Annotated in this window: 18 protein-coding genes and 1 tRNA gene; 5 read left to right on the top strand and 14 right to left on the bottom strand. The window is 61.2% G+C overall.

Annotated features, from left to right (window positions below):
* Nucleotides 1-378 precede the first annotated feature (378 nt).
* The 7 genes from CAG47_RS18815 to fdnG all read right to left on the bottom strand — a co-directional run bounded on the left by CAG47_RS18815 (nucleotide 379) and on the right by fdnG (nucleotide 9473).
* Nucleotides 379-474, bottom strand: a tRNA-Sec gene (locus CAG47_RS18815).
* A gap of 19 nt (nucleotides 475-493) precedes the next feature.
* Nucleotides 494-2401 carry a selenocysteine-specific translation elongation factor gene (gene selB / locus CAG47_RS18810; RefSeq protein WP_085726339.1) on the bottom strand — a complete coding sequence of 636 codons (1908 nt, stop codon included), beginning with the start codon at nucleotides 2399-2401 and terminating at the stop codon, nucleotides 494-496.
* Nucleotides 2398-3828, bottom strand: coding sequence for an L-seryl-tRNA(Sec) selenium transferase (selA, locus tag CAG47_RS18805; RefSeq protein WP_085726338.1), 1431 nt, complete (start codon nucleotides 3826-3828; stop codon nucleotides 2398-2400). Before selA ends, selB begins: the two co-directional genes overlap by 4 nt.
* A 51-nt stretch (nucleotides 3829-3879) precedes the next feature.
* Nucleotides 3880-4806, bottom strand: a complete 927-nt coding sequence (fdhE, locus tag CAG47_RS18800) for a formate dehydrogenase accessory protein FdhE (RefSeq protein WP_085726337.1) — start codon at nucleotides 4804-4806, stop codon at nucleotides 3880-3882.
* 3 nt (nucleotides 4807-4809) lie between these two features.
* Complete coding sequence (locus tag CAG47_RS18795) at nucleotides 4810-5475, bottom strand: formate dehydrogenase subunit gamma (protein ID WP_085726336.1); 666 nt, start codon at nucleotides 5473-5475, stop codon at nucleotides 4810-4812.
* Complete coding sequence (gene fdxH / locus CAG47_RS18790) at nucleotides 5472-6407, bottom strand: formate dehydrogenase subunit beta (protein WP_085726335.1); 936 nt, start codon at nucleotides 6405-6407, stop codon at nucleotides 5472-5474. Before fdxH ends, CAG47_RS18795 begins: the two co-directional genes overlap by 4 nt.
* The gene (gene fdnG, locus CAG47_RS18785; protein WP_143515885.1) at nucleotides 6408-9473 is read right to left on the bottom strand and encodes a formate dehydrogenase-N subunit alpha; all 3066 of its coding nucleotides are present in this window, start codon (nucleotides 9471-9473) and stop codon (nucleotides 6408-6410) included.
* 319 nt (nucleotides 9474-9792) lie between these two features.
* Between fdnG and CAG47_RS18775 the strand changes: the two genes are divergently transcribed.
* Nucleotides 9793-10947 carry a MalY/PatB family protein gene (locus tag CAG47_RS18775; protein ID WP_085726332.1) on the top strand — a complete coding sequence of 385 codons (1155 nt, stop codon included), beginning with the start codon at nucleotides 9793-9795 and terminating at the stop codon, nucleotides 10945-10947.
* Between the two features lie 265 nt (nucleotides 10948-11212).
* Here the strand turns inward: CAG47_RS18775 and CAG47_RS18770 are convergent, their stop codons facing one another.
* Both CAG47_RS18770 and CAG47_RS18765 read right to left on the bottom strand, forming a co-directional pair.
* Nucleotides 11213-13483, bottom strand: coding sequence for an ATP-dependent DNA helicase (locus tag CAG47_RS18770; RefSeq protein ID WP_085726331.1), 2271 nt, complete (start codon nucleotides 13481-13483; stop codon nucleotides 11213-11215).
* Nucleotides 13480-15132 carry a VRR-NUC domain-containing protein gene (locus CAG47_RS18765; protein ID WP_085726345.1) on the bottom strand — a complete coding sequence of 551 codons (1653 nt, stop codon included), beginning with the start codon at nucleotides 15130-15132 and terminating at the stop codon, nucleotides 13480-13482. Before CAG47_RS18765 ends, CAG47_RS18770 begins: the two co-directional genes overlap by 4 nt.
* Nucleotides 15133-15300: 168 nt before the next feature.
* Between CAG47_RS18765 and CAG47_RS18760 the strand changes: the two genes are divergently transcribed.
* Nucleotides 15301-15528, top strand: a complete 228-nt coding sequence (locus CAG47_RS18760) for a YgdI/YgdR family lipoprotein (protein WP_085726330.1) — start codon at nucleotides 15301-15303, stop codon at nucleotides 15526-15528.
* Between the two features lie 119 nt (nucleotides 15529-15647).
* A complete protein-coding gene (locus CAG47_RS18755; protein WP_085726329.1) occupies nucleotides 15648-16307 on the top strand; it encodes a lysozyme inhibitor LprI family protein in 660 nt (219 codons plus the stop codon).
* Between the two features lie 45 nt (nucleotides 16308-16352).
* On the opposite strand, the gene CAG47_RS18750 is transcribed toward CAG47_RS18755, so the two are convergent.
* The 4 genes from CAG47_RS18750 to CAG47_RS18735 form a co-directional block, all read right to left on the bottom strand.
* Nucleotides 16353-17438 (bottom strand): polyamine ABC transporter substrate-binding protein, encoded by a 1086-nt coding sequence (locus tag CAG47_RS18750; protein ID WP_085726328.1) that lies wholly within the window; start codon nucleotides 17436-17438, stop codon nucleotides 16353-16355.
* A 71-nt stretch (nucleotides 17439-17509) separates the two neighbouring features.
* Nucleotides 17510-17851, bottom strand: a complete 342-nt coding sequence (locus CAG47_RS18745) for a cupin domain-containing protein (protein WP_008050088.1) — start codon at nucleotides 17849-17851, stop codon at nucleotides 17510-17512.
* A gap of 43 nt (nucleotides 17852-17894) precedes the next feature.
* Nucleotides 17895-19301, bottom strand: a complete 1407-nt coding sequence (locus CAG47_RS18740; protein ID WP_085726327.1) for an FAD-binding oxidoreductase — start codon at nucleotides 19299-19301, stop codon at nucleotides 17895-17897.
* Nucleotides 19302-19351: 50 nt separating this feature from the next.
* Nucleotides 19352-20167 (bottom strand): AraC family transcriptional regulator, encoded by an 816-nt coding sequence (locus CAG47_RS18735; RefSeq protein ID WP_085726326.1) that lies wholly within the window; start codon nucleotides 20165-20167, stop codon nucleotides 19352-19354.
* Nucleotides 20168-20434: 267 nt separating this feature from the next.
* Here CAG47_RS18735 and CAG47_RS18730 point away from each other — a divergent pair, with 267 nt between their 5' ends.
* On the top strand, nucleotides 20435-20707 hold the full coding sequence (locus CAG47_RS18730; RefSeq protein WP_085726325.1) for a DUF1652 domain-containing protein: 273 nt from the start codon (nucleotides 20435-20437) through the stop codon (nucleotides 20705-20707).
* A 212-nt stretch (nucleotides 20708-20919) separates the two neighbouring features.
* On the opposite strand, the gene CAG47_RS18725 is transcribed toward CAG47_RS18730, so the two are convergent.
* Complete coding sequence (locus CAG47_RS18725; protein WP_085726324.1) at nucleotides 20920-23394, bottom strand: UvrD-helicase domain-containing protein; 2475 nt, start codon at nucleotides 23392-23394, stop codon at nucleotides 20920-20922.
* A gap of 278 nt (nucleotides 23395-23672) precedes the next feature.
* On the opposite strand from CAG47_RS18725, the gene CAG47_RS18720 reads away from it, so the two are divergent.
* Nucleotides 23673-24368, top strand: a complete 696-nt coding sequence (locus CAG47_RS18720; RefSeq protein WP_085726323.1) for a pirin family protein — start codon at nucleotides 23673-23675, stop codon at nucleotides 24366-24368.
* The last annotated feature ends 34 nt before the right edge of the window (nucleotides 24369-24402 follow it).

Raw genomic sequence — 24402 nt, 5'->3', positions numbered from 1 at the left:
CAGGCTCCACAGCTACAACAACTACCTGTCGCCAATAGCCATGGAGCAGCAGGCGGCTTGATCACCGTAATCGGTGTCCGGAAAAACTTGACCAGAACATGCTCGCTCCTACGGTGGATCTGTGCCTGTAGGAGCGAGCAAGCTCGCGATGGTCGTCAACGATGACACTGGCGGCCTGACACCCCGCGGTGCCTGTGCCGCCCTCGCGAGCATGCTCGCTCCTACAGAGGATCTGTGCCTGTAGGAGCGAGCAAGCTCGCGATGGTCGTCAACGATGACACTGGCTGTCTGACACCCCGCGGTGCCTGTGCTTCCATCGCGAGCGTGCCGCAAGCGGGCACCCGCTCCTACAGGGGGTTGGGTTGAGTCGGGGGGAATTGGCGGAAGGCAGCCGGAGTCGAACCTGCCCGGGAACGGATGCCGTCCCCAACCGGGTTTGAAGCCCGGCCGCGCCACCGGGCGCGATTGCCTTCCTTGAAATCATGCCCCTCGATCAAGGCTCTGTGCGCCGGGCCAATGCACTGTCCGGGCGAATTTGCCGTCGATCACCGAAGCGCCGCGTCAGGCCGATACGATCAAAGTACTCCAGTATCTGAATACTGCGTTTGCGCCCCAGGCCTACCGCATCACGAAACGCCGCCACCTGAATCACCGGATTGGCGTCCGCCAGTTGCAACAGCATAGCCGCCAATTGCTGGATCATGCTGTCGGTGTAAAACAGATCGCGGACCACTTGATGGAGCAGCCCCAGCCGAGCCATCTTGAGCAGTAATGCACGGACAGTTGCCTCCTCATGCCCCAGGTCGCGCACCCAGGGCGGAGCGAATCCGGCTTGGTCGAACATCGGCTGCAATCGTTGCCACAAGGCTTGATCTTCTTCGCTCAAGCGCACCTGGTGTTCGGGCAGGTGCAACCACGGCCCTCTGCTGGCAATAGCGCCACTGGCCAACAGTTCTTCGAGCAGGCTGATAAAGGTCGAGCGTTCCAGGGGGCTGCCGGCAAATCGGCGCAGGCGATCCCGGTCTGGCCCCATCTGATCCGGTTCAAGCTGATGAAAGCGTGCGAGGTGCTCCAGCACTGCTGCCTGCAACGCTTGCCAACGGCTGGCGCTGAACAGCACGGCGCCTTGGCGGGTGTCGATCAAGCGCACGTCAGCGGGCAACACCCAACGGCTGCGCGGGCGGTTGAATTGCCGCTCCACGCGCTGCGGGTCGAGCCCGGTGTCGCTATGGGCCAACAAGGCCGGCAACACCTCTTCCAGGTCTGCGCTGTCCGCCAGCGCGGCCAGCTGTGCGAGCCGTTCGGGGCTGCGACGCTGACGTGTCGGTGCAAAAGGATCGAGTATCCGGCCGCCGCCCAACGTACGTTGGGCACTCTGGTCACGCAGGATCAGCGGATCGCCCTTGACCCCATGCACGGGTGCATTGAGCAACAGTTGCGCAAACATCCTCCCACCAGGCGCCAGGCTGGCGCCCTCCAGCAAGGCGACTCGGCCGGTGACATCCTGGGTGCCGAGGTGCACGTGTACCGGCTGAAAGTGTTCCAGGGCCCGGGATTCGCCGGCAAGCAAGCGCAGGTCGATGTCCAGGCGCTGGGTCGGCGCATACAGGCTGTCGGCCAATAACCAGTGGCCGCGATGGATATGTTCCAGGGCGAGCCGTTCGGCACTCAGGTTCAATGCCACGCGTTGGCCGGCAAAGGCGTGCTCGGCGGCCTGGTTCTGCGCGTGCAGGCCGCGAATGCGCACCGGTTTGCCTTGAGGGCCCAACCTCAGGGTATCGCTCACCGCGACCTGGCCGGACAGCGCCGTACCGGTCACCACGATACCGGCCCCGGCCACGCTGAAAGCCCGATCGATGGCCAGGCGAAAACCGCCTTCGGTGCTGCGTTGCTGAACTTCACCCTGGGCATGGAGCAATTGTTGGCGCAGACTTTCGATGCCCTCGCCGGTCACACTCGACAGCGCAATCAGCGGTGCATCGGCATACGGCCCGGGGGCCAGCAAGGTACGGACCTGATCGCGCACGACCTGCACCCGGTCGCTGTCGACCCGGTCGCACTTGGTGATCGCCACCAACGCCCGGGGAATGCCAAGCAACTCGACAATGGCCAGGTGCTCGCGGGTCTGCGGCATCACCCCGTCATCGGCGGCCACGACCAGCAACACCAGATCGATGCCCTGCGCACCGGCGAGCATGTTGTGGGTGAAACGCTCATGGCCCGGAACATCGATAAAACCGGTCAACGGCGCTCCCGGCTCCAGCGCGGCATACAGATAGCCGAGGTCGATGGTCATGCCGCGTTCACGCTCTTCCCGGCGCCGGTCGCCAGCCTGCCCGGTCAGTGCCTGGAGCAGTGCCGTCTTGCCATGGTCAATGTGCCCTGCGGTGCCGACAATCACCCTGCCCGGCCCTCCACCTGTAATTGATCGAGTTGCGCCAGCCATGCCGCTTCATCGTCCAGTTGGCGCAGGTCCAGCCACAGGGCGTCATCGTCGATACGCCCCAGGACCGCAATCGGCAAGGCGCGAAAGGCCTCTTCCAGGGTCAGCAGCGAACGCCCGCGCAAGCGTTTGGAGGTCAACGGGCGCAGGCACAGCGCCGCGCTGGCCAGCCGCGCCACCGGTTGGCTGCCGCTGCCGATCATGCCCAGTGCGGGCATGGCGCTGACGCTCCAGCCGTCACCGAGCCGTTGGGCCAGCACTGGTTGCAAACGCTCGGCCTGGGCGAGGATATCGGCTTGCGGCCGGGTCAACAGGCGCAGGCTCGGCAAGCGCTCGGCCAGTCGGTCCGGGTTGCGGTACAAACCCAATACCGCTTCCAGGGCAGCCAGGGTCATTTTATCGACCCGCAGCGCACGCTTGAGCGGGTTTTTCTTGATCCTGGCGATCAGTTCCTTGCGACCGACAATCAGCCCGGCTTGTGGCCCACCGAGCAGTTTGTCGCCACTGAAAGTGACGATGTCCGCGCCATCGAGCAGCGCCTGACGCACCGTCGGTTCGGCGGGCAACCCCCAGCAGGTCAGGTCCAGCAGGCTGCCGCTGCCGAGGTCTTCGAGCAACGGCAGTCCTTGTCGGTGGGCAATTTGCGCCAGCTCCGCCGTTGGCACACTCGTGGTGAAACCTTGAATACTGTAGTTGCTGGCATGCACACGCATGATCAAACCACTGCGCGGACCGATGGCGGCCTCGTAGTCCCGGGCGTGGGTGCGGTTGGTGGTGCCGACTTCATGCAACTTCACCCCGGCGCGGGCCATGATGTCGGGGATGCGGAACGCGCCGCCGATTTCAATCAGTTCGCCCCGGGAAATAATCCCTTCCTTGCGCGCGCCCAGGCTGTTGAGGGTCAAGAGGACCGCGGCGGCATTGTTGTTGACCACAGTCACCGCTTCGGCGCCGGTCAGTTCGCGGACCAAGCCTTCGATCAGGTCGTCGCGGTCGCCGCGCTCGCCGCTGCACAGGTCAAACTCCAGGTTGAGCGGATAGCGCGCGGCCGTTTGCACCGCTTCAATCGCTTCCTCGGGCAACAGTGCCCGTCCGAGGTTGGTGTGCAGCACCGTGCCGGTGAGGTTGAACACCCGGCGCACATGGCTGCGATGCTGCACTGCCAATCGCTCGCCGACCCTGCCTGCCAGCACTTGCTCGCTGACTAGCGCAGGTTCGAGCAAACCCTGCAGCACCTCTTCGCGCAATTCATCGAGCAATAGCCGCAAGGCCGTCAGCAAGGTGTCGCGCCCATAACGCTCGGCCAAGGGTTGGCACGCCGGGTGACGCAACAGACTGTCAATGGAAGGTAGACGCAGGGGTTGGCTGGCACTGCGTGCAGGCATCTGGCGCTCCTGATAACGAATGACCGTCGCGCCAGAGTGTAGACGCTATGGTCACTCGTCTCCCGGTGCCAGCAACAGATTCGGTGCCGGACGCTGATAACCATCCTGCGCCAGGCGCATATCGAGCATCAGGCTGGACAGGTCCGCCGACAAGGCTTCGGCATCCGCATCGTTCTCCAGATAGAGCAACTTCAAGTAGCTGTTGCAGTCGGGGCAGACTTCGGCGCGCAACGGCGCCTGATTGGCGGCATGGCGGTCATCTTCCAGGCTGAGGTATTCCAGGCCCTTGCTTTGTTCGCAATACACGCACTTGACCCGCACCACGTGCCACTCGCAGGCGCACAGTGAACAGACCAGATAACGCAAGCCATTGTGCCTGCCGCGATGGCGGATGACCCCGGCCATGGCCGGCGAGCCACAGGCCGGGCACTGGCTGAGGCTGTCGCCGGCCGTCAACGCCAGGTTCGGCGTACTCAGCAGCCAATGACTCCAGGCCGTTTGCAGCGCGGCACCGAGAAACGGCACCAGCGCTGCCGGCACCAGCGAATACTGGCCGCTGACCAACGCCACCGCCCACGCCCGGCGTTGCCCGGCATCGGCCACGCGCAGGGTTTGCAGGGCATCGGCCACGGCGGAAGGCGACGGTGCGCCATAGCGTTGCAGCAAGGCATCGAGGTAAGGCTGCCAATCGTCTTCGCGAGCCAGGCTGTCGGCCGCGAACGGCGGCAAGCCGTGTTGCTGGCACAACTCGATGCGCTGCCGGTCCAGGGGCTCGCCTGGCGGCGGGTCGTCCAGCACCTGTTGCTGCACCCGGCACAACCCGGCGATCAGGCGCAGGTAATCGGCCAGCGCGTGCCCTTCGGCGAGGGCTTCCAGGCGCTGGGCGCGCAGGCTGAACAGATTGTGCGGTGGCATGTGCAGAAACGGCGGCGAACTGGCCGCCGCTTCGATTTCTCCAGGTTCGAGGATGGTTGGCAAATGTCAGCCCTTTTTGGTGATCGGTCGCTTGGGAGCTTCGTCGCGAGTCTCGTCTTGAGTGACTTGGCGGTACCAGAGTTCGTGGTGTTTCTTTGCCCAGCCGCGGCTGACCCAACCGTGCACCATGGCGCTGACCGAACCCTTGATCCAGATACCGGCGTAGATGTGCACGATGATGCTCAGGATCAGCACGAAACCGGCCAGCGCATGGAGCAACATCGCCCAGCGAATCGCAGTGATGCCGAAATACTCGCTGAAATACGCACGCCAGATCACCAGCCCGGTGAACAGCAGCACCAGCATGCACAGCAGTAAAGTCCAGAACAGCAGCTTCTGCCCGGGGTTGTATTTGCCGATGGGCGGGACGCCCTCCTCCTGGTTGAGCATCACCCGGTCGATGCGCTTTAGCCACAGGCGGTCGTTGGCGATGAAGTAGTTGGCGCGCCAGAAACGCACCACCAGACCGAGGAACAGCAGGAACATCAGCACGCCCATGAACGGATGCAGGATGCGCGTCCACGGCCCGCCACCGAACAGGTTGCTCAGCCAGAACAGCGCCGGGTGGAACAGCGCCAGCCCGGACAAGCCCGCCATAAAGAACAGGATTGCCACCAGCCAGTGATTGGTGCGCTGGTTGCGGGTGTAGCGCAGGATGGTCTTGCTGCTCATGGCCGGCCCTCCCCACGGGGATCGAAGGTATGCACCGACGGATCGACTTCATGCACGGCGTTGTCCGGCGGCTCCGGATGCTCATCCTCTTCGACGATTTGCGGGCCGACGCGCACGTAGTGGAAGAACCCGGCCAGCACCGCTGCGCCCATGGCCAGCAGTGCCAGCGGTTTGCTCACGCCTTTCCACAGCCCTACCAACGGACTGATCGCCGGGTGATCGGGCAATCCGGCGTAAAGTCTTGGCGTATCGGCGTGGTGCAACACATACATCACGTGGGTGCCGCCGACGCCTTCGGGATCGTACAGACCGGCGTTATCAAAGCCCCGGCTTTTAAGATCGACGATACGCTCGGCGGCGTGTTCCTTCATGTCGTCCTTGGAGCCGAACACGATGGCACCGGTCGGGCAGGTTTTCACGCAGGCCGGCTCCAGCCCTACCGCCACCCGGTCCGAGCACAGGGTGCATTTGTAGGCCTTGTGATCCTTTTGCGAAATCCGTGGAATGTTGAACGGACACCCGGTGATGCAGTAGCCGCAGCCGATGCAGTGATCCTGATCGAAGTCGACGATGCCGTTGGCGTGCTTGATGATCGCCCCGGGGCTGGGGCACGCCGCCAGGCAACCGGGCTCGGCGCAATGCATGCAGCCGTCCTTGCGGATCAGCCACTCCAGGTTGCCGGCGTCGGTCTCGTGCTCGGTGAAGCGCATCAGCGTCCAGGTTTCTGCGGTGAGGTCCTGCGGGTTGTCGTAGGTGCCATGGTTGTGACCGACCTCGTCACGCAGCTCGTTCCATTCCGAGCAGGCAACCTGGCACGCCTTGCAGCCGATGCATTTGGTGGTGTCGATCAGCTTGGCGACTTCCTCCATCCCGCGCACCGAGGGCGCGGGGGTGGTGGTGGCCGAACGGGCGATGATGTCTTGGCTGGCCATTCAGACTTTCTCCACGTTGACCAGGAATGACTTGGATTCCGGGGTCTGGGTGTTGCCATCGCCGAGGAACGGCACCAGGGTGTTGGTCAGGTAACCGTGCCGCGTGAGGCCGGTAAACCCCCAATGCAGCGGAATGCCGATCTGGTGCACCACCTGGTTGTTGACCTGCAACGGACGAATCCGCTTGGTCACCACCGCGACCGCTTCTATGAAGCCACGCTTGCTGCTGACCCGAACCCGGTCGCCCGCGACTATGCCTTTTTCCTTGGCCAGCACTTCGCCGATTTCCACGAATTGCTCCGGTTGGGCAATCGCATTGAGCTTGCAGTGCTTGCTCCAGAAGTGGAAATGCTCGGTCAGTCGGTAGCTGGTGGCGGCGTACGGGTAGTCCTTGGCCACGCCGAGGGAATCCCAGACCGAATCGAATATCCGCGCCGCCGGGTTGCTGGTGGCTTTCTTGTTTTGCGGGTGCAGCGGGTTGATGCCGATCGGCGTTTCGAACGGCTCGTAGTGCTCGGGGAACGGGCCCTCGGTCATCTTGTCGACGGCGAAGAATCGCGCCACGCCTTCGGGGTTCATGATGAACGGATTCATCCCCGCTTCCGGCGCCACATCGGCCTTGTAGTCCGGCACATCGGTGCCGCTCCAGGCTTTGCCGTTCCACCACACCAAACGTTTTTTCGGGTCCCACGGCTTGCCTTGCAGGTCGGCCGAGGCACGGTTGTAGAGGATCCGCCGGTTGGCCGGCCAGGCCCACGCCCAACCTTGATGCTGGTGCATGCCATAGGGGTCGTTGTTGTCGCGGCGGGCCATCTGGTTGCCCTGCTCGGTCCAGCTGCCACAGAAAATCCAGCAGCCGGACGCGGTGCTGCCGTCATCCTTGAGCTGGGCGAATGCGGCCAGTTGCGAGTTGCCCTTGATCGCCGCGCCCGTGGCATCGGTGAAGTCGGTGGTGGCATAGCCGTTGATTTCTTTGGCCAGTTCTTCCGGCGAAGGCTCGTCGGGGATCTTGTACGGCCACGACAGTTTGAGCAGCGGATCGGGGTACTTGCCGCCTTCGGCCTGATAGCGCTGACGCAGGCGCAGGAACAGCTCGCTCATGATGCGGATGTCGGTCTGCGCTTCACCCGGCCCGTCGGCGCCCTTCCAGTGCCATTGCAGCCAGCGGCTGCTGTTGACCAGCGAACCGTCCTCCTCGGCAAAGCAGGTAGTGGGCAGGCGAATCACCTCGGTCTGGACATCGGCACTCTTCACATCGTTGTACACCCCGACATTGCGCCAGAATTCCGAGGTTTCGGTGGCCAGCGGGTCCATCACTACAAGCCACTTCAATTTGGACAGTGCCGCAGTCACCCGGTGCTTGTCCGGCAGTGCGGCAATCGGGTTGAAGCCCTGGCACATGTAGCCGTTGACCTTGCCCTGGCCCATCAGGTCGAACACCTTGAGGATGTCGTATTGGGGGATGTCCAGCTTCGGCAGGTAGTCATAGGCCCAGTTGTTCTCGGCCGTGGCGTTGGCGCCGTACCAGGCTTTCATCAGGCTGACGTGGAACTTGCCGTAGTTCTGCCAGTAGGACAGTTGCCCCGGACGCAACGGTTTTTGCGTGCGCTTGACGATGTAGGCGTTGTAATCCTGTTCGGCATCGCCCGGCAGCGTGAGGTAGCCCGGCAACGAGTTGGACAACAGCCCCAGGTCGGTCAACCCCTGGATGTTGGAGTGGCCGCGCAAGGCATTCACCCCACCACCGGGCATGCCGACGTTGCCCAGCAACAGTTGCACCATCGCCGCGCTGCGAATCATCTGCGCGCCAATCGAGTGTTGGGTCCAGCCCAGCGCATAAAGGATGGTCATGGTCTTGCCCGGTTGCGAGCAAGTGGCGATTTCCTCCCAGATCTTTTTCATGGCATCGACCGGCATACCGCAAATCTGGCTCACCAGGTCGATGTTGTAGCGGCTGTAATGCTGCTTCATCAACTGATAGACGCAGCGTGGATCCTGCAGATTCGGATCGACCTTGGCAAAGCCGTCCTCGCCGATTTCATAGCCCCAGCCGGATTTATCGGTGTAGAGGCGCTTGGCCGCGTCGTAGCCGCTGAAGATCCCGTCCTCGAAGCCATAGCCGGCTTTGACGATGAACGACACGTCGGTGTAGTTGTGCACGTATTCGTGCTGGATCTTGTTCTCGGTCAGCAGGTAATTGATCAACCCGCCCATGAAGGCGATGTCGGTGCCGGTACGGATCGGCGCGTAAAAGTCGGCCACCGAGGCGGTGCGGGTAAAGCGCGGGTCGACCACGATCAGCCGCGCCTTGTTGTGCGCCTTGGCTTCGGTCACCCATTTGAAGCCGCACGGGTGCGCTTCCGCTGCGTTGCCGCCCATCACCAGAACCAGATTCGCGTTGGCGATATCGGTCCAGTGGTTGGTCATGGCACCACGGCCGTACGTCGGGGCAAGACTTGCCACCGTCGGGCCGTGTCAGACACGCGCCTGGTTATCGAACCCCAGCATGCCGAGGCTGCGGATCACCTTGTGGGTGATGTAGCCGGCTTCGTTGGACGCCGCCGAGGCCGCGAGGAAACCGGTGGTCAGCCAGCGGTTCACCGTTTGGCCCTGGGCGTTCTTCTCGATGAAATTGGCGTCACGGTCGGCCTTCATCAGGTCGGCGACGCGATCGAGCGCTTCATCCCAGGAGATGCGGGTCCACTCGGTGCTGCCGGGTTTGCGCACCTGCGGATATTGCAGGCGCCCGGGACTGTGTATGAAGTCCAACAGGCCCGCACCTTTGGGGCATAGAGTGCCGCGGTTGACCGGGTGGTCGGCGTCGCCTTCGATATGGATGATGTTTTGCGCGACATTCTTGGCTGCATCGCCCTGGCTGTACATGATCACGCCGCAACCGACCGAGCAATACGGGCAGGTGTTGCGGGTTTCATGGGTATGGGCGAGCTTGAAATGACGCACCTGTTCGGCAAAGGCAAGCGTCGGGGCCATGCCCAACGCACCCAGGCTAGAGCCTGCAAGGCCGATACCGGCGACCTTGAAGAACTGACGACGGCTGAGATCCATCGTGCACTCCTGATCAGGTGGAACCCGGTACATGGCCGGGATTTTTTCAACAACCACGGTCGCGGCAGTCTGGCTGCCGACATTAAAAACTGTAGTCAATGCTGTCGAATTCACCATGACAGCCGACCGTCGGCCTCCAGATACACCCCCCTGTAGGAGCGAGCATGCTCGCGAAAAACGCCAGGACAACGCAGGCAATCAGGCAGCACGCGTTATCGTTGACGTCCATCGCGAGCATGCCGCAAGCGGGCACTCGCTCCTACAGGGATTGGCGCTTATCATGGCGGGCATGATTAACCGGCCTTTACGAGATTTGCGCATGACCTTCGATTTTGATCAGGTGTTCGACCGTCACAACACCGGCAGTACCAAGTGGAGCCGCTACCCAGCCGATGTGTTGCCGATGTGGGTCGCCGACATGGATTTTGCCGCGCCACCGGTGATCATCCAGGCCCTGCAAAAACGCCTGGAGCACCCAATGGTCGGCTACAGCGTGGCCCAGGACGACCTGCGCGAGGCGATCGTCGCCAACCTCTGGAACAAGTACGCCTGGCGCGTCGAACCCCAGGAACTGATCTTCCTGCCGGGCGTCGAGTCGGGTTTCAACATGGCATTGAAGGCCCTGGTGCAGGCACCGCAGAACGTCGTGGTACAGGTGCCCAACTACCCACCGCTGCGTCACGCACCCGGGCATTGGGGTCTGAACAAGGTCGAACTGAGTTTCGATGCGCAAGCCGATGGCACCTACTCCACGCCGCTGGATACCTTGAGCCAGTCGTTGCAAGGTGGCGGCGCCTTGCTGCTGAGCAATCCGCATAATCCGCTGGGCAAGGCCTTCCCCCGCGCAGAGCTGCAAGCCATTGCCGACATATGCCTTGAGCATGATGCCTGGATCATTTCCGACGAAATCCACGCCGAGTTGTGCTTCGATGGACGCACGCACATTCCGATGGCCACGTTGAGCCCGCAAGTGGCCCAGCGCACCATCACGCTGATGTCGGCGAGCAAGGCCTACAACATCGCCGGCCTGAAGACCTCGTTCATGATCATCCAGGACCGCCACCTGCGCGAGAAGGTCAACCACGCCCGTTGCGGCATGGTCGACAGTGTCAATCCGCTGGGTATGGAAGCTACCCGCGTTGCCTACAGTGAAGCCGCTCCATGGCTGGCCGAGCTGAAGACCTACCTGCAAGGCAACCGTGACTTCCTCGCCGAGGCCGTGCGCACCCGCCTGCCGGGCGTCACCATGAACCTGCCACAAAGCACCTACCTCGCCTGGCTCGACTGCACGGCCCTGGGCCTGGACAACCCGCAACAGTTCTTCCTCGAACAGGCCAAAGTCGGGTTGAGCGCCGGTCTGGACTTCGGCGATGACTGCAAGCAGTTCGTGCGACTGAACTTCGGCTGCCCACGGTCGCTGCTGGAAGAAGGTATTGCGCGGATGGAGCGTAGCTTGCGCCATCTCAACGCCTGACACCTGTAGGAGCGAGCAGGCTCGCGATGGACGCCAACGACGACGCGGGATGCCTGAATGCCCGCGTTGCCCCGGCGTTTCTCGCGAGCATGCCGCAAGCGGGCACTCGCTCCTACAAAGGTGTACGTCAGCGTTATGGCGTCACCGGCGCAAACCGATCCTGTAAGGGTGTCGAAAAATTGAACCCGCGACGTCCTCCTCCGCTCCACACCGTATACAACCGGATCGCTGGAGGCCGGCATGTCCACATCCATTGTCAAACTGTTCACTCAACCGAACTTCGCCTGAAAGCCCACCAGCGCGGCAACAGTTGTTTGACCTTGCTCTGGCCAAATCGGTCATCGATCAGCATCACCACCCCTTGATCCTGCTGGGTGCGGATCACCCGTCCAGCGGCCTGCACCACTTTCCGTATGCCGGGAAACAGATAGGCATAGTCGTAACCGGCGCCAAAAATGGCGGCCATGCGCCGCTTCATTTGCTCGTTCACCGGATTGAGCTGGGCCAACCCCAGGGTGGCGATGAATGCGCCGATCAGCCTGGCACCGGGCAAATCGATGCCTTCGCCAAAGGCCCCGCCCAGCACCGCAAAGCCGACGCCCTGGCCATCGGCGTGGAACTGATCGAGAAACTGCTGGCGTTGCGCTTCGTCCATGCCTCGGGACTGCGACCACAGACTGATATGTGGATGCTTTTCGGCGAGTAACTGCGCCACTTGCTGCAAGTAATCGAAGCTGCTGAAAAACGCCAGGTAGTTACCTGGGCGTGCGCAAAACTGTCTGGCGATCAAGTCCACGATCGGCTCGAGGGATGACTGGCGATGCACGAACCGCGTAGAGATCTGATTGACGATGTGCACCTGCAGTTGATCGGCATGAAACGGTGACTCGACGTCGATGCACACCGTATCCGCCGGCGTCCCCAGTAGATCGGCGTAATACTGCCGTGGGCTGAGGGTTGCGGAAAACAGCACCGTGCTGCGCGCGGCGGTCAGGCGCGGACGGATGAACCCGGCGGGAACCACATTGCGCAGGCACAACTGCGAGAGGTTGCGCTTGCGCTCAAGGTCGCGCTTGCTGATGTCGAACAGGAATTGCTCATCGAACAGTTCGGCCACCCGGCAGAAATGCAGCATGTCGAAGTAGAAACCCTGCAGTGCGCTATCCAGGCCTTGCGGGTGATCGTTCAGGTAGTCGCCGATGCTGGCGCTGCACGATGACAGTGCCTGGAGCAACTTTTCCGGTGCCTTGTCATAGGCCTGATAGGCGCCGGTTTGCGCGTTATGCAGGGCATTCCATTCGCGATTGACGCGCTGCATCGGCTTTTTCAACACATCAGGCACCGTTTTGCGCACGCCGTTGAAAGTCGCCTGATCGAGGCTGGCGCTGTACATCTGCCGGCCGCGCTCCACCAGGTTATGAGCTTCGTCGACCAGCACCGCCACTTTCCAGTTGTTGGTCTGGGCCAAGCCGAACAGCAAGGCGCTGAAGTCGAAGTAGTAGTTGTAGTCGGCAACCACCACGTCGGCCCAGCGGGCCATTTCCTGGCTCAGGTAATACGGGCAGATATCGTGGCCCAGGGCGACCTCGCGCAGGGCGCTCTGGTTCAACAGGCTCAGTCGGCTGGCCGCCTGCCGTGCGGCGGGCAGGCGATCGTAGAATCCCCGGGCCAATGGGCACGACTCGCCGTGACAGGCTTTGTCCGGGTGTTCGCAGGCTTTGTCCCGGGCGATCAGCTCCAGCACCCGCAACGGTGGCGCATCGGCGCTGGCGAGCATCACTTGCGCGGCGTCCAGGGCCAGCTTGCGTCCCGGGGTTTTCGCCGTGAGGAAGAACACTTTGTCCAGTCGCTGGGGCGTCAGGGCCTTGAGCATGGGGAACAAGGTGCCCAGGGTCTTGCCGATGCCCGTGGGCGCCTGGGCCATCAGGCAGCGCCCCGTGCTGACGGCCTTGAACACCGATTCGGCCAGATGCCGCTGCCCCGGTCGAAAATCGGCGTGGGGAAAGGCCAGGTGCTGTGCCGCGCGATTGCGCCCGTCACGATGGGCGACTTCCTGCTCGGCCCATAGCAGGAAACGCGCGCAATGCTGCTCGAAGAACTGTTGCAGTTGCGCGGCCTCGAAAGGCTCGACCAGACAGGTTTCCTTTTCGCTGACGATGTCGAAATACACCAGCGCCAGGTTGATGTGCGCAAGATCCAGCTTGCGGCACATCAGCCAGCCGTAGATTTTTGCCTGGGCCCAGTGCAACTGACGGTGGTTGGCCGGTTGCTTGCTCAAGTCACCGCGGTAGGTCTTGACCTCTTCGAGGCGGTTTTGCCCGGGGTCATAGCCATCCGCCCTGCCCTTGACCGTCAGGGTTTGATACTGGCCTTCAAGGGCGACTTCGCTTTGATAGCCCTCGCTGCGCCGCGACGCCACCGTGCGGTGCCCGACGATGCCCTCCAGCGCGGTCGGTGACGGCGTAAAACGCAGATCGAGATCACCGGCCTTGGCGGTGAACTCACACAGCGCCCGCACCGCAATGCTGTAGCTCAAGCCTCCTGCTCCGCCCATTGCACGTAGCACACGGTAATCGGCATCTGGTGCTCATGACAGAATTCGAGCCAGCGCAACTGGTTGTCCTGCAGGCGATCGCCAGGGCCCTTGACCTCGATCATGCGGTAGGTCTTTTGTTGCGGCCAGAACTGGATCAGGTCCGGCATACCGGCGCGGTTGGCCTTGATGTCCAGCAAGAGGCGGTTGAACCAGTGCCGCAGGTGCTCGGCCGGCAGGCAATCCAGGGCTTGCGCCAACAGTTCCTCGCTGAGCACGCTCCAGAACACGAACGGCGACTGCACACCCCACTTGGCGGCATAACGCTCGCGTATGGTCTGCCGGTAACGCCCGTCTTCGAGCTCGGCCAGACAGGCCTGGAACAGTTCGGCCCGGCGTTCATGGAAGTCTTCGTTGAGCAGATCCGCCGGCCCGCGCTGGAACGGGTGAAAAAAAGCTCCCGGCAACGGCGCGAAAATCGCAGGCCAGCACAACAGTCCGAACAGTGAATTGATCAGGCTGTTTTCGACGTAATGCACCGGCGCCGACGCTTGCGCCAAATGTGCCTGTACGCAGGACTCCACCGATAACGTCGGGTCAGTCCTGGGCAATTGCAGGTCCAGACGCTGCATTTGCCGAGGCGCAGCCCGCTTGATGGGCGGTCCGCCGAGCTTGCGCCGCAGGCGTGGCAGCACACGGAGCAACTGCTGGTGTTCGGCGGCACTTTCCGGATCCTGTTCGGCGAGTGCCGCCAGCTCCAGGGCCAATTCAAACTCGCCACTGCGTTCCAGCACGCGAATCAGCCGCGAACGCGCGCCGGGATAGGCACATTCGCGGTAGAAGTTCAGGGCCATGGCGAAATCGGCGATGCGTTCGCAGTACTGTCCCATCTGGAACAGCAGCTTGCCGCGCCGGCGCTGCAACCACGGATTGTCCAGCGCCAGTTCCTTGATCCGCCCGGCCACTTCCTCCAGCGCTTCACCGGCCTCGAATTGCTGCTGGCAGGCATGCAGGAGGACACAGGCATCCACGTCTTCGCGGCTGCGCAATCCACGGGACTCGGCGCAGAACTCGACTTTTTCGTAGGTATAAATGCCCAGGTCGGCCAACACGAACTCCGACCAGTCCTGGTACAGGTTGCCGAAGAACATCAGGCGCAGGCGATCGCACATCTCCATGATGGTCAGGCTGAACAGGCGCTCATCCAGCCACGGGCACCAGTCGTTGAAGCTTTGCGCCTGGGGAAATCGCTCGCACAGCGCTGGCAACCAATCGGCTTTCCTGCCCTTGGGTTGATCGATGACAGGGCCAAAGGTCTGGAGGATTTCGCCCTTGAGCAGCAGTTCGAACAACGCCTGCACGGCCATTGGCATTCGCTCATCGAGCCAACCGAGTTTCAGCAGCGGGCCAGCGGCGCTGACGATATCGCCGATTTCGTCGTAATGCAGCTTGCTCGCCCTGAAATGAACACCTTTGCGCATGACCATCCTGACCAGCAGTGCCTGCGACTCACGGGGCAACCGCTTAAACTCTTGAATGAAACACTGTTCTTCGACACTCAGGACATCGGCAAAGCGTTGTTCAAGCCAATCAAGCACTTGCATGAAGTTGTTGAGGTAATAGAAAGGGTCGTCGAGAGGATTTGCAGTCACAGAATAGGCCACGGCAAGCGAGTACTGGTTATGCATACAGATACCAGTTCCACCCTGCCCGGTGCAATGGGAAAAGGATAAAAGGCGGCGCGGTACGAAATTTTTCCGGGCCGTAGAACTTTCTGTCCCTTGGCGGCACCAACCGCCATAGAACGTACGGAGGTCATTATGGACATCAAGACTTTGGGCTTGCCCCTGGCGGTAGCAGCACTGCTGACCCTGGCAGGTTGTTCGACGCCCACGGTGGTAACCCTGCAGAACGGCACTCAATACCTGACCAAAGACATGCCGAAAACCAAGACCAGGGACGGGTTCTTCGAGTTTGAGGACATTTCCGGTGCGACAGTGAGAGTCAGGGCCGACGACGTGGCGACGATTCGCACGGAAGATGACTGAACCCTGGCTAATGCAATTGCTGTAGGAGCGGGCACTCGCTCCTACAGGTGGCGGGTTTTCAACGCTGCCTTACACTGCGTAGACCGGGGGCATCACGCCATGATTCAGGTAAAGCCGAAATGAAAATGGTCAAGCCACTTCTGGTCTCGATCCTTGCTGTCAGCGCGTGCGTGACAGCCGATCTCTGCGCGGCTGCCAAAAAACCTTTGCCCACCTACAAAACCAGCTTCGACTGCGCCGGCAGCCGGGTGTCCGTCGAAAAGCTCATCTGCCACGACGCCCAACTGGCGCAGATGGACCTCGAGCTCAATCGCCTTTATCTGCTGGCGCTCACGGATGACCATTCGGTGCCGCGCCCGGATAAGGTAGAAGTTGACCAGCGATTCTGGATCGACGCGCGCAATCAGTGTGGCAGCGGCCCGCAAGCCAGGGCATGCGTCATTCGCAGTTATGCCGAACGCGCCCATCAACTGCGCCAGGGCTCGGCCATTGCCAGGACCAGGGACCCAAGCAGGCGCACCGAAGGCCCCCTTGCCTATCGTTGCGCAGGCTTCAGCCCGCTGATTTCCGCCACGTTCTTTACCGTCGAACCGGGCGTGGTGTTCCTGAAATGGGCGAACGGCTCCGTCACCCTGAACCAGGTGCCGAGCAGTTACGGAACCCAGTACACGGGCAAGGATTACAAAGGCAGCTACAGCTTCCGGCAAATCGGCAATGACGTGTTTTTGCAGATACCCGGCTCAGGCCAGATGAGTTGCGCAGCCGAGCCGGACGGCTGAGGACGATGGCATCGGGACGTCCTGTCCCGATGGCCGCTCTGTGCTTTAGCTGCCGGTGCGAATCTTGTTCCAGACCCGGGTACGTACCCGATCGATGTTCAGCGGCATGGCCTCCAGCGCAAACAGCTTGCCCATCATTTCAGGACTCGGGTAAACCTTGGTGTCGTTCTTGATCGCAGGGTCGATCAGGCTGTCGGCCTGCTCGTTGCCATTGGCGTAATGCACGTAGTTGCTGACACCGGCCATGACGTCGGGACGCAGCAGGTAGTCCATGAAGGCGTAGCCGGCCTTTTCATCCGGAGCGTCGGCGGGCATGGCCACCATATCGAACCAGATCGCGGCGCCTTCCCTGGGAATCGAATAACCGATGTCGATGCCATTGTTGGCTTCCCTTGCGCGGTTTTCCGCCTGCAGGATATCGCCGGAGAACCCGACCGCCACGCAGATATCGCCATTGGCCAGGTCACTGGTGTACTTGGACGAGTGGAAGTAGCTGATATACGGCCGCACTTTCAGCAGCAGGGCCTCGGCCTTCTTGTAGTCTTCCGGGTTCTTGCTGTGGTGGGGCAAACCGAGGTAGTTCAACGCCGCCGGCAGCAGTTCGGGGCCGTTGTCGAGGATGGCCACCCCGCACTTCTGCAGCTTCTGCATGTTCTCGGGCTTGAAGATCAGGTCCCAGGAGTCCACCGGGGCGTTATCGCCCAGCACAGCCTTGACCTTGGCAATGTTGTAGCCGATGCCAGTACTGCCCCACAGGTACGGGAAACCGTGCTCGTTGCCCGGATCGTTGGCCTGCAAGGCCTTGAGCAACACCGGGTTGAGGTTCTTCCAGTTCGGCAACTGACTCTTGTCGAGTTTCTTCAGTGCGCCGCCTTCAATCTGCCGGGCCATGAAATGGTTGGACGGGAACACCACGTCGTACCCGGAGTTGCCGGTCATCAGCTTGCCATCGAGGGTCTCGTTGCTGTCATAGACGTCATAGGTGTAGCCGATGCCGGTTTCTTTCTGGAAGTTTTTCGTGGTGTCCGGTGCGATGTAATCCGACCAGTTGTAGATTTTGACGGTTTCGGCGGCCTGGCTGATGGATGCAACCAGCATCAGCGGAGCCAGCGTCAGGGTCTTTCGGATCATGAGTCGATTCCTGTAGGGGTTATTGTTATTGGCAGGCAATCAGAAGATCGGCTTTCAACTCTCGAAAGCCTTCAAAAAATCAACACGTAGGTCTTGCGTACGGTTTCCTGGATGTCCCAGATACCGAGGCTATTGGCCGGCAACATCAGCGCGTCGCCGGCCTCGATGTGCAGCGGTTCGCCGCCGTCCGGCGTGAAAGTGCAACGGCCCTGGATGAAGTGACAGAATTCCTGGGCGACGATCTGCCGCCGCCAACGCCCCGGGGTGCACTCCCAGACGCCGGTCTCGACGCCGTCGTCGCGTTCGACGCTGGTGGTCGAAGCCACGGCCACCGGAGTTCCGAGCGGCACGGCGACCGGATTGGATTCGTCCAGCTTCAGGGTTGCGGTGTTCTTGAATTGCGTGATGCTCATGGGAATACCTGTCGATGTAGCCTGTAGATGAAGGGCGTGCCGTTCAGTGCATGAAACCTTCCATGAAACCCGCGACCCCGCTGGCCAACTTGCGCCGCCAGGGCGCGGTAGCCGGGTTGGCCAGGGTCTGGTCCTCATGGACAAAGCTGCGAATGATTGCGTTGTAGCCGAGCCAGCGGATCGGCTCCGGCTCCCAGGCCCGCAGCGCGTCCAGGCCCCGCTGCGGGATGACCCACGGCTGGCGCACCAGTTCGGTATCGCGCCCCAGGATCAGGTCGGCCAGTGTCCGTCCTCCCAGGTTGCTGGCGCCGACACCCTCCCCGCCATAGCCGCCCGACAAGGCAATGCCGTTGGCCCGGTCGCAGAGCATGTGCGGCTTGAAATGCCGGGACATACCCAGGTTGCCGCCCCAGGAATGGGTGATCTGTACGTGCTTCAACTGCGGGAACAGCTCGCCGAACAGATAGCGCCGCAGCTCTTGTTCATCCGTGGTCAGGTCGAAGTTGTGGCGCAGCTTGCCGGCGAACTGGTAGCCGCCACGGGCGCCAAACATCAAACGGTTATCCGCGGTGCGCTGGCCGTAGGTGACTTGGCGGCTGGCCTCGCTGAACGCCTGGCCGCGACTCAGGCCGATTTCGTCCCAGGTGGCCGCCGACAACGGCTCGGTCGCGACGATCAGGCTCTGCACCGGCATCTGATAACGACCCAATGGCGGCAAGGTGACGGAGTAGCCTTCCACCGCCGGAACCACCCAGCGGCTGCGTACCAAAGCCTTCGCCGTGCGCAGGCTGCCTGGCTGCCAATGGGTGACCGGGCTGTTTTCGTAGATGTTCACCCGCAGGCGCTCTACTGCCCGGGCCAAACCGCGTACCAGCCTGGCCGGGTGGATGGTCGCCACGTGGGGCGCGTAGATACCGCCATAGGGTTTGGCGACCCTGATCTGTTGCGCCAGTTGTTCCGGGCTCAGCCAGCGATAGTGGCTGTCGTTGAGGCCCTGGCGATGGAGATCGTCCAGATAGTGACGCAGGCTGGCCTCCTGCTCCGGATAGCGCGCGGCACAATACAGCACCCCGCCTTTACGGTAATCGCAGTCGATGCCCTCGCGTTCGAGGACAATCGCCACTTCATCCGGAATGCTATGCAACATGTCGTAGGACGCGCGACGCTCTTCGGCCGGCAGATCGGCGAGCAGGCGATCTTCACCCAGCAAATTGCCCATCAACCAGCCACCATTGCGCCCTGACGCGCCGAAACCTGCGGTTTGCGCCTCGACAATGGCGATGCTCAGGTCCGGTTTATGCCGCTTGAGGTAGTACGCGGTCCAGAGTCCGGTATAGCCTGCGCCGATAATCGCCACGTCCACATCCAGGTCCCGCTCCAGCGCCGGACGCGCCAAAAGAGGCTCGTCGAGCTGGTCCATCCACAAACTGATCGTGCGCCACGCTGGCATGCAAGACTCCGCCACTCAAACTTCGATGGCGTCGATCCTAGTGCGTGGGCTCAGGTGCTGTCTTGCGCGCGTGCACGCAAAGAAATTTGTTTGACGTAGGCCTTGGGAGACTGGCCGGTGTGCTGGCGGAAACAGCTGTAGAACGCCGACAGCGAATTGAACCCGGCTGCGAAGGCCAGCTCATCGATACGCAGCGGCGGCGTGGCGGCATCCAGCGCGGCCAGCAAATGTTGCAGGCGCGCCTGGTTGACGTAGCGGTAGAAGCTTTGCCCCAGCACCTGGTTCAACAGATAGGAGATTTGATTGCGGCTGTACCCGCACTCCTTCGCCACCCGTTGCAGATCGAGCTCCGGGTCGAGATACGGTTGCTGGCGCTTGAAGTACTGTTGCAGGTCATCGGCCATGAAGCTCAATTGACGCGGCGACAGACCAAGCCGGCTGACGGCCGGGCGCTGGTTGCCGCAAGCTTTGCTGGCGGCTTGTTCATGCACCAGCGAGGCGTATTCGTTGACCCGCCAGATCAGCCCGTCCTTGACGGTAATCGCTTCGCTGGCGCGGAACGACACCAGTCCTTCACCGCCGCGCAAGGTGATGCGGTACTGGATGAAGGCGGTATTGCCGTCCAGTCGAATGCGGTCGGAGTGCTCAAGCGCCTCATCCGGATCCCGAGGCATGCTGCTGCGCACATAGTCGCGCAATTGGTCCAGGCCCATGACCCGGTTCTGGAAAAAATCGTTGTACTGGACTTCAGGGTGATAGAGCGCCATGACGCCATCCAGATCCCGGTGTTTCCAGCGCAAGTGATAGCGCATGACCGTCTCGGCCGTGGCCTGGGTCTGCAGGGGGCCATCATCTTCGGCGTGCATTGAAAATCTCGACGGGAAAAGGCCGAGCTTGCCCAACTTGCGTTTTGTCTTCAACGACTAAACGGATAACGGCCCCTTGGCCGCCGATGGGAACGAAGCATGACCTGAATCAAAACAACGGCGGCAATCGCCAAATGGCCTGAAAAATCCACATTCTTTTCACATCAGGATGCTACTTTTAAAAATCTGTCACCGGTTGAGCCATTGACGGCTCTTCCCTCCTACCATGAGCCAAGGGAAGCGCTCGAAAATGAAGGCGGGCAACACATGAACAATGGGTTCAGTAAGGTCACGTTTCCAAACGCCTGCCAGCTGATGCGCTGGCATTTTCATCCCATGGGTTTCGAGGCGAGCATGGACGCACCGGGCAGCATGATTGCCCGTCTTTTTGATCGAGCCACTGGCGAGACCATGATCGCCATTGCCGGTATTCCTTGCGCCACCGTCATGAATGCCGCGGATGTAGAACTCATCATCGAAGCGGTGGAGGACGAGCTTGAGACCTTCGTTCCGCCGCAGGCCTTGAGAAGTTATGCCTGAAGGCTCGATTAAAAGCCCACTTCACGTGGGCTTTTTGTTGGGCGCTGTCCCCTGTAGGAGCGGGTGCCCGCTTGCGGCATGCTCGCGAAGGACGTCAAAGATAACGCGTGCTGCCTGAATCAACGCGTTGCCCTTGAGTTTTTCGCGAGCATGCTCGCTCCTACAAACGTCAAAACATCAAAGCGTCAAAGCGTCAAAGCGTCGATTCAGGATCAGCCGGTGGTTTGGCTTGCGCGATGATCGACAAAGAACGCCTTGCCCTTGCCGATCCGGTCGGATGCCTTGGGCATGTTCGCAGCCTGGGTGTCTTGCCCATCGACGTACCAGTAGCAATGGCTGACCGCACGAGTAATCCCGACATACGCCAACCGCAGGATCTCGTCCTTCTGGGCGTTGTCGTAGGGTTCGCTGTCGCCAGCCTTGCCCAGGCCCGCCATCCGGTAAACCTGATTCTTGTAAGGCGAACTGGTCAGGTGCTGGCAGTCGCCGAGCAGGAACACCGCATCGGCCTGGAGACCCTTGGCGCTGTGATAGGTCAGTTGCTTGAGCCTGCGGGCCTCATACGGCAAGCTCGAATCAACATTAACTACAGACTGAATATGCTCTTCTATCAATGACTTATCGCTACTTTTTCGATAAAGCATCAAAATTGAATCACCCTTTCGGTAATGCTCCATCAGACGCTGGGCCATGCCCTGGTCATCACGGTCGAGCACATTCACCGGCAGCAATGCCTTGGGTTCGCCGCTGGCCTTGGCTTTCTTCCCGGCAATCGCCGGTGCTGCACGCACGATGTGCTCGGCGGCATCGATGATGTGCTGGTGGCTGCGGTAGTTGTCACTGAGCATGACTCTGGTGGTGCCTGGCGACGGGAATTCCTTGTTGAATTCCATGAAGTAGGTCGGCGAACTGCCGCGCCATCCATAGATGGATTGCCAGTCATCCCCTACGCAAAGCAATGAGGAACGCTGGGCGCCCCGGCCGACGTGCATGGCCGGTCCGCGACTGCGGATCTCTGCCAGGCTGGCCCTGATCCAGGACACGATTTGCGGGGAGACATCCTGGAATTCGTCGATCATCAGGTGCGACAACGGTCGCAGCAGTTCATCGCCGAGCAGTTTGAGATTCTCCGGCGAATGTTCGCTGAACAGGGCGAACATTCGGTTGTAGGTCATGATCGGCGGTTTCTGATCGAGCAAATGATCTTCCAGCGCCCGCCAATAGAGGCTCAACGCCTCAAAGAAGAACCGGTCGGGATCGTCCTTGGCGAAACTCATCTGGCCCACCGCGCTCGGCACATCCAGGCCGAGGTTTTCAATGAACCCGGCAGCGGCGACAAAGCAATCGAGCAGCGGTGCGCAGGCGAGTTCGCCCTTGACCTTGTAATCGAAGCCCGGCCCGGCACTCGCATCGCCCGCAAGCGAAGCCAAAACACGTCTTGATGACTCGTAACTATCTAGCCATATCAATGGCTTACGACAGAAAGCTTGAAACAGGGTGCGTTTTACCGCCCACTCTGCGCGCACCGACAGCTTGGCGTTTGGCCGGGCCAACTGCGGGCTTTCCCGAGGATCGAACCCCAGCACCACCCAGGCATCCAGGGATGGAATGTAGCCGTGACAATGAAATGTCGAGCCATTGATCTCGAACGACTGGCGATTCGGCTCGATACCCTTGATAGGCCAGGCGCCCGCGCGAATCCACAAGTCCTCGAGGATGTCGCACAATTCTTCATCGCGCTTGGCCGCCAGTTCGGTAACGCCCACGCGCTTTTGCACATCCGGGTGATCCCGTTCCAGCTCCTTGAGTTGCAAGGCGTGCCGCGACAACGGTTTGATCAGCTCGCGAAAACGCTCATTGTCACGGTGCAGTCGGTGATAGCAGGCATTGAGTTGTTGCCGTTGCGCGTCGTTGATGCGCAGGTCGAACGGATTGCTGTCGACCTCCTCGTCACCCTGTACGGCCCGCAGGCTGAGGTTCTCGAAAGCCTGCAAACGCTCGAACCCCGGAAGACTGCGCACCATCGGCAAGATCCGCGAGTGAAAGGTGCGCACCAGGTCCCGCGCGTCCTTGAAACTGATCGCGCGCCCCCAGAGCGCAAACAGTTCGGTCAGTTTGTTGATGAAGTCCTTGCGCGACTCGCGGGTGAAGGTCACCACGGTCATCGAACTCAGCTCGAAGCCAAGGTAATGGGTCAGCAGCAGGATACGCAGCACCAGCGTGGTCGATTTGCCTGCACCGGCCCCTGCGATCACCGAGGTGGACGGCGTATCGCTGAAGATCATTTTCCACTGGGCCGCACTGGGCTGGGCATGGGCCGGCAACAACCGGGCGACATCAGCCTTCATGCGCTTCTTCAACTCGGCGTTCAACGGCAGGCGCCAATCGTCGAACAACAGGTCATCGACATTCGGTGGTCGGTGCTCGGTGGAGCGCGAGTCGCGGATCAGCAGGACCTGTCGCCCCTCCTCCAGTCCTTCGAGCTTGCCTTCCTTGTAGCCGTAATCGACGCCAGCGGTGTGGCCGCTGCGAAAACCGTCAGCCTGGCCGTGCAACCACGATGCCCGGTGCTGCGCATGCAGGCGGCTCAGGCTGTAACCGAAGAACCGGGCGAGCAATCGCTTGATCAGCGGCATCTCGGCCAGGGGGCGTAGTTCAGGCGGAAGATCGGGGGTGTGTTGCGGCACGCGGACTGACTCCAGGCTGTGAGGCTGTTGAACGCTATGGTGTCTGCATTTGCCCTTGAGTTCTAGTCAATTGCTTATGACTCATTGGCTTATGCGGTGATTTGAAGGTTGGACGAGAGAATTTCGACGCCATTTAATATCTATAAATTCGATAAGAATGCTGCACTTTTTACGCTTTTTATCGATTATTACCTGTTGGATGATGGCCCTCATCACTTACCGGTCTCGCTTTGTGGCTCAGGCGATTTGCCCCACGACGAACCTTTCAGGAGACGATCATGCTCGAACTCAGACCTTTCAATTCGCTCGGCGGTGCTCACCACGGCTGGTTGGATGCTCACCACCATTTTTCGTTCGCCGAGTACTACGATCCCAAGCGCATGAACTGGGGCAACCTGCGGGTCTGGAATGACGACGTGATCGCCCCCGGCAGCGGTTTCCCGCAACACCCGCACCGCGACATGGAAATCATCACCTATGTCCGCGAAGGCGCGATCACCCACCAGGACAACCTTGGCAACAAGGGCCGCACCGTAGCGGGTGACGTCCAGGTCATGAGCGCCGGTACCGGGATCGCCCACAGCGAGTACAACCTGGAAGCGACGCCGACCAGGATTTTCCAGATCTGGATCATCCCGAATGAATCCGGCCTGGCTCCTTCCTGGGGCGCCAAGCCCTTCCCGAAAGGCGATCGCGAAGGTTTCGTCACCCTGGCCAGCGGCAAGGAAGGCGACGAGCAGAGTCTGCGCATCCGCGCCGATGCCCGGTTGGTAGCGGCCAATCTCAAGGCCGGCGAGTCTGCTGAATACCATTTGGACAACGGCCGTCGTGCCTATCTGGTGCCGGCCACCGGGAGCATTGAAGTCAATGGTTTGCGTGCACAAGCTCGAGATGGTGTAGCGGTTGCCGATGAAACCCTGCTGCGGGTGACGGCCATCGAGGACAGCGAGATCGTTCTGGTGGATCTGGCGTGATTCGCTGAATGCAATTGCAAAAAAAGGGTGACCG

Source organism: Pseudomonas sp. R37(2017) (assembly GCF_002113375.1).
In the GTDB taxonomy this organism is placed as follows: Bacteria; Pseudomonadota; Gammaproteobacteria; order Pseudomonadales; family Pseudomonadaceae; genus Aquipseudomonas.
Note: the sequence above shows the minus strand (reverse complement) of the source record. Positions and strands in the feature narration are given on the sequence as shown.